This window comes from Pseudomonas sp. Irchel s3b2 (genome assembly GCF_900187445.1).
Lineage (GTDB): Bacteria > Pseudomonadota > Gammaproteobacteria > Pseudomonadales > Pseudomonadaceae > Aquipseudomonas.
Genome location: NZ_FYEB01000018.1, coordinates 94,982 through 101,372 on the forward strand (window position 1 = coordinate 94,982; position 6,391 = coordinate 101,372).

A 6,391-nucleotide genomic window follows, 5' to 3' on the forward strand; every position below is an offset into this window, starting at 1 on the left:
GCTGCTGTTGAAACTGCTGATTCTCGATCGGGACGGAGTGATCAATTACGACTCCGATGCGTACATCAAGTCGGTGGAGGAGTGGATTCCACTCCCCGGTTCGATCGAAGCGATCGCGCAGTTGAGCAAGGCTGGCTGGACGGTAGCGGTCGCTACCAACCAGTCAGGGATCGCTCGCGGTTATTACGACATCGCCACTCTGGAGGCCATGCACGCTCGTTTGCGCGAGCTGGTGGCGGAGCAGGGCGGCGAAGTCGGGCTGATCGTCTATTGCCCACACGGGCCAGACGATGGCTGCGATTGCCGCAAGCCAAAACCCGGGATGTTGAAAACCATCGCCGCGCATTACAACGTTTCGCTGACGAATCTATGGTTCGTCGGCGATACTCTCGGTGACCTGGAAGCCGCCAAAGCCGTCGACTCTCAGCCAGTTTTGGTAAAGACCGGGAAAGGCGAAAAGACTCAGGGCAAAACCCTACCGGCGGGCACCTTGATTTTTGACAATCTGGCGGCGATTGCCGCGGAACTTATCCACAACTAAGACTCTTCTGACCATCCTGGCCAAGGACTGATCGGGAGTGCGCTTGAATAGGCGGGCAATGCCCGCAACGGTAAATGTCGCCATGTCGATACTGCAGGCCATCAGAACTTCCCTCTTTTACCTGCTGCTGGGCACCAGCTCTTTGCTCTGGTGCACCCTGAGCTTTTTTATCGCGCCGTTTCTGCCATTCAAGGCGCGCTATCGCTTTATCAACGTGTACTGGTGCCGCTGCGCCTTATGGCTGAGCAAAGTCTTTCTGGGTATCCGTTACGAAGTGAAGGGTGCCGAGAATGTGCCTGACCAGCCCTGCGTAATTCAGTCGAACCACCAGAGCACTTGGGAGACATTCTTTCTCTCGGCGTACTTCGAGCCTCTAAGCCAGGTGCTCAAGCGCGAACTTCTCTACGTTCCGTTCTTCGGCTGGGCCATGGCCATGCTGCGACCGATCGCTATCGACCGTGGTAATCCTAAAGCTGCGCTCAAGCATGTGGCGAAGAAGGGCGATGAGCTGCTCAAGGACAATGTCTGGGTGCTGATCTTCCCTGAAGGGACTCGCGTTCCCTACGGCACCATCGGCAAGTTCTCCCGTGGTGGCACCGCGTTGGCCGTCAATGCGTCATTACCAGTGCTGCCGATTGCGCACAATGCCGGCAAGTTCTGGCCAAAAACCGGTTGGGCCAAGCGGCAGGGCGTAATCACGGTGATCATCGGTGCGCCAATGTATGCCGAGGGCAGCGGGCCGCGAGCCATTGCCGACCTGAATGATCGGGTGCAGGCCTGGAACGAACAGATGCAGCGCGAGATGGGTTCGCTGCCAGCAGCCCCGGCGGCACCCAGCGCTACCGATCAAGTGACTGTCTGAGATTCTGTGGATAACCTGTGTACCGTTTTGTTGAAAACCGTCGTTTTTAGTTTTTAAGCTTATGATTTACATACATATTTCTTAAGCAAATAAAACGTCGAAAAAGGTGCATAAGTTTATTTCGGACATAAAAAACCGGCTGATATAGCCGGTTTTTTTATGCTCGTTGAAAGCATCTGGCTCACTCACTCAATAGCGGTAACTGGACACTGAACGTCGTGCCTTGCCCCACCACGCTATGACAGGAAATCCTCCCGCCATGACGATCCACCACCGCCTTGACCATGGACAAACCCAACCCCAGGCCGTCGCTGCCATGCGCCGAAGTAAAACGCCGATACTGACTGAACAACTCGGGAAGCTCTTCGACGGCGATCCCTCGGCCCTTATCGGCGATCTCGCACATCAACCATCCCTCGGCACAACTCACCCGTACCGAGATCCGCGAATCCGCCGGACTGTATTTAATGGCGTTTTCCAGCAGGTTGAACAGTGCCCGTGTCAGTAGCGACTGGTCGGCCAGGATCAGGGCTTCAGCGTCTTCGTCGAGGTCATGCACCAACTGAATGTTCTTCAGATGAGCGATGCTCGAGGCCTGATCGAAGGTATCGAGCAACAACATCGCGAACATGCTCGGTTGAAACTGGTAAGCCTCGGACTCGGCCTTTGCCAGCTGCACAAAAGCTTCGGTCAGGTTCAGCGCCTTGCGCACTTGTAACTCGATCTGACTGAACACTTGAGTGTCGACGGATACCTGATGCCGCTGAACGTCGAGCAAGGCGAGTATCGCCGAATGGGGAGCTCTGAGGTCATGAGACAAAAAGCGCAGCAGTACGGCTCGCTGTTCTTCGGCATCCCGCTCGACGCTCAAGTCAGTGAGGCTCAGTAGCCAGCCAATCACGGAGTCTCCTTCGGCTGGCAATAGCGGCTCCAGGTCCAGACGCAGGCTGCGTGCCTGAGTGTCACGAAACTCCAACGGCTCCAGGGTCGACAACGCAGACGGCATTCCATTGGACGGCACCGGGTAACCCAGGTCGCTCAGTTGCTCGAGCATGTCCTCACCTACCAGGCCATGACAAAAGACTTCTCGAGCCTTGCGGTTGGCCAGCAAAATGCGCCCTTGCGGATCGCTGATCAGCGTCGCCACCGGCAGGTATTCAAGTCCATCGGCAATGAAACGTCGGGTGTCGCGGGTCCGGCTCATGGCCTGCTCCAGCGCGACGATTTGCCCTTGCAGCACATCACCGGCCGGGGCCAGGGTGCGACGACGTTCGGGAAAGACTTTTGGCTCGCTGTCCAGGCGCGCCAGTTCCCAGCCGAAATAGGCGAGCACCGCGTTCAGCCTTCGCCAATTCCAGATCAGATAGCCCAGCATCATCCCTAGCAGGCTCGCGGCCGGTGACCACCACCAGCCAAGCCGCAACAGTACACCCGAACCCAGTAGAGCGGCCGTCATTGCACCCAGAGTCAGCCATAGGGCGCGACGCGGACGTACCAACAGCAAGCCCAGCAACTCACCGACAATCATCATCGATAGCAACGCCGCCAAGCGCTGATCGAGTACCACGATGTTGCGCTGTTGCAGCAGCCCGTTGAGGATATTCGCCTGAATCTCGATGCCCGGCGTGGTGCCAATGCTGGCCGATTGTGGTGTCACGTAGCGGTCACCCAGGCCTGGAGCGGTTGAGCCGATCAGGATCAAGCGATCGCGCAACAACTCGGGCGGGACTTCACCGCGCAAGACGCTGACGTAGGGCACGCTGGGAAAGCCCGCGTCGGAATGGATGAAAGGAATCCGTATTTCGTGGGCTCGCTGCCAGCCTTGCATCGATGGCAGGGCCGGGGTACCGGGCATCGGTGCATTTCCCTTGTCAGCAAGGGTTTCTTCGTACAGCAGCCAAGCCAGTTGCGGGCGTGTTTTTTGCGCCGGCCCTTCGCTTAAATACACGCTGCGCACAATTCCATCGGCATCCGCTTCGGCATTGATATGCCCGACGCCTTTGGCGCAATGGCTCAACGCGGCCACCGGTTCAATTTCCCCCAAGGGCTGCCCATATCGCGCGACACCTTCGCGCAGCAGCGGCACGAAAACATTCCCGGCCCGACAGACCGCCTGGGCCAAAAGCTGATCGTTGTCGGGATGGCTATCGGGCTCGCTGAAGATTACGTCGAAAAGAACGCCTTTAACGTTCGCGGCGCTGAGCCGATCCAGCAGTTGCGCGTGCATGGCCCGCGACCACGGCCATTGGCCAAGCTGCTGCAAGCTGTAGTCATCGATCGTGACAATGAGTATTCGCGGGTCCACCGGCAGAGGGTTCAGCCGGCGCAGGTTGTCATACAGCAGATTGCTCAGGGCCAGCCCCTGATTCATGGACAGCAACGCCGTCAGCGGCAACAGGATCAGACAGACCCATAGCCACTCGCGGACCATCCGCTGAAACAACCGCTGGGCCTGGGTCGGCTCGCGGTCATCCTTCCTTGGCCGTCTCTTCATCGGTCGTCGGCCAGGGCGCTATTGGACACGGGTGGTCCTGGGGTAATAGAAAATGTCATACACCCCGGTCTCTCCCTCTAACCCCTGAGCGTCATAGGCCGACAGGCGAACATGGTAGAAAAACGCTTTCAGACCGCTGAATTTGACCTCTGGCGTGCTGGAAAACTGCTCTTGCTTGATGTCCAGAAAGGCTGCGTCAGTGGCCACTTGCGCCCGATAACGCGTGGCCCCTTCGATGGGTTTCATGTTCAATTGCCAGACAGGCACATTACCCGTCTGACCGGCCTGCCCCAACAAACGTGGGGCAGGCAACAAGTCGATGGGTGTCAACGTGCCTTGCTTCTGAATACGCAAACCTTGACGGGCCATGACCTGCACCTCGTCAGCTTCAGAGCGCTGAGTCCGTTTGGCAGCCGACCGGGCAGGGCGGGAGCCCGACGTTTCCTCATCACGATTGACCGCCACGTATCCGTTCAGAACCTCCAGCAGCGCCTCGCCACGGTCATCGTTGCGCACCCGAAAGTGCGTGCCCCGTACGCCCAGTACACCGACCGGCGTGACGATCTGAAAGCGATCATGGTCGCTGGCACGTTTGATCACATACGACTCGACCTGCCCCTGCTCAAGGATGACCTGCGGGATCGAATGTTCTTCATTGAGGTGCAGGGTGATATGGGAACTGGAGGGCAACACTACCCGTGAGCCATCACCCAGGGACAGGCTGACAAACGCCGAGGGTGAGGTCATGACGCCTTCCAGCTCGTCGATCGACATACCTTCCTGCAGGGGCGTCTGCTTGCCTTTGGCGTCCAGCTTCCAGGCTTCGCCAGTCAAATGCTCGACAGTCGCCGGCAGCGGTCGACCACGGCATTGTTGGTTTTCATCGATATAGGGCAGACGTTTTGCCGAGGCGATAGCCGCTGATGCACTTTGGGTGAGCAATCCCATCAGGCCGGCAATCAGTAAAAAACAGACACCAGAATGGCGTGGAAGCAATAAGGTCATGGGGTTCATGGATTGCTTTTGATGCTCTGATAAAAATCATGCCGGAAGAATGACGCACGATACCTGACCAGACGCTCTGGCAGATAGCCATGGGGAGCAAAGGAAAAAAGATGACACCCCTGTGTCGAGAACCGAGCAGGCACTCCGTGTATTTCCCCAGAACAGCAGACAGCCGAAAACCGGTAATCGACGGTCCGCCAGGTTGGCCTTGACGCTTCCTGCGTCGGAGCATATCCCAATGCTCCTGTGCCGCTCAGTGGCAAAGAATTTACCGGCAAAAGGCATCTTGCGAGTTCATTCTCAATATTTGTTCAGAATTGGCAAACACTAAAACAATCAACGTTCGCGAGACTTGGGAACTTCCCAGTTCAGATTCAATCAATCAGCCTGAACTACCGTAGGAATTTTCTTAAACCTTTGCATTTACGAGATGAAGGAAACACTCGGCATGCGTGTCGCAATACTGGATGACGAACCCGCCGAACTCCGCCGGGTAGAACAGACACTGCGACAGATGCCCGCAACGGGAGAGCGGGCGTGGACGTTGCACAGTTTCGAGCGGGGAGAGGATTTGCTTCGGCAACTTCGACGGGAGACCTTCGACCTACTGATCCTCGATTGGCAACTGCCCGATATCAGCGGCCTGTCATTGTTGCGCTGGACCCGTGAACACATGGACGCACCACCCGCCGCGATCATGCTCACCAGTCGGGATACCGAAAGCGATATCGTCCAGGCATTGAACGCCGGGGCCGATGATTACGTGAGCAAACCGTTTCGTCCCAACGAGCTGATGGCTCGGGTCAACGCGGTGCTTCGCCGGCATGGACTGCAACGGGCGGCAGCCACCGAAATACTGACTTTTAATGACCTTGAATTCGACGACGCCGAACTCACCGTCACCCGCGCCTCCACCCCCATCAGCCTGACCGAACGGGAATACCGTCTCGCCCGTTGCCTGTTCGCCAATCTGGGCCGACCTTTGTCCCGTGAATACTTGTATGAACGCTTTTGGACCCATGAAGAAGTGGTGTCCTCCCGCCCGCTGGACACCCATATTTATCGCCTGCGTAACAAGCTGGGCCTGACGGCTGATCGAGGTTGGCAACTGCTGACGATTTACGGATATGGGTATCGGCTTGAGAGCGTAGCGGCTGCTACTGAATGACGATGTTTCGATCGATAAAAAAGGCCAACGCCAAGCGTGGCCTTTTTTGTTTTAGCGGTTCTGCCGGAAACGCGTTCACTTCAATCTACACCCTGCAATGGCTTAACCATTGGCGAGCATTCATCAGACCATTACATCTGAACCAGTCTTAGGATACTTTTTTCGAGGGAGGACAAACAAAACCCCTACCTGCATACGCAGATAGGGGTTTCGGAATTTAATCTTGACGATGACCTACTCTCACATGGGGAAACCCCACACTACCATCGGCGATGCATCGTTTCACTGCTGAGTTCGGGATGGGATCAGGTGGTTCCAATG

General features: G+C 56.8%; 5 protein-coding genes and 1 rRNA gene. 3 read left to right on the forward strand and 3 right to left on the reverse strand.

Annotated elements, in window-relative coordinates:
• Position 1 precedes the first annotated feature (1 nt).
• Positions 2-541, forward strand: coding sequence for a D-glycero-beta-D-manno-heptose 1,7-bisphosphate 7-phosphatase (gmhB, locus tag CKW20_RS26095; RefSeq protein ID WP_176466962.1), 540 nt, complete (start codon positions 2-4; stop codon positions 539-541).
• Positions 542-623: 82 nt separating this feature from the next.
• Complete coding sequence (locus CKW20_RS26100; RefSeq protein WP_095055455.1) at positions 624-1,403, forward strand: 1-acyl-sn-glycerol-3-phosphate acyltransferase; 780 nt, start codon at positions 624-626, stop codon at positions 1,401-1,403.
• 181 nt (positions 1,404-1,584) lie between these two features.
• On the opposite strand, the gene CKW20_RS26105 is transcribed toward CKW20_RS26100, so the two are convergent.
• Positions 1,585-3,897, reverse strand: a complete 2,313-nt coding sequence (locus CKW20_RS26105; protein ID WP_095055456.1) for a CHASE2 domain-containing protein — start codon at positions 3,895-3,897, stop codon at positions 1,585-1,587.
• Between the two features lie 18 nt (positions 3,898-3,915).
• The gene (locus CKW20_RS26110; protein WP_371857454.1) at positions 3,916-4,845 is read right to left on the reverse strand and encodes a FecR domain-containing protein; all 930 of its coding nucleotides are present in this window, start codon (positions 4,843-4,845) and stop codon (positions 3,916-3,918) included.
• Positions 4,846-5,350: 505 nt separating this feature from the next.
• Between CKW20_RS26110 and CKW20_RS26120 the strand changes: the two genes are divergently transcribed.
• Entirely contained in the window at positions 5,351-6,070 is a 720-nt protein-coding gene (locus tag CKW20_RS26120; RefSeq protein ID WP_095055459.1) for a response regulator transcription factor, read from the forward strand.
• Between the two features lie 221 nt (positions 6,071-6,291).
• Here the strand turns inward: CKW20_RS26120 and rrf are convergent.
• Positions 6,292-6,391, reverse strand: a 5S ribosomal RNA gene (gene rrf, locus CKW20_RS26125); the annotation flags it as partial.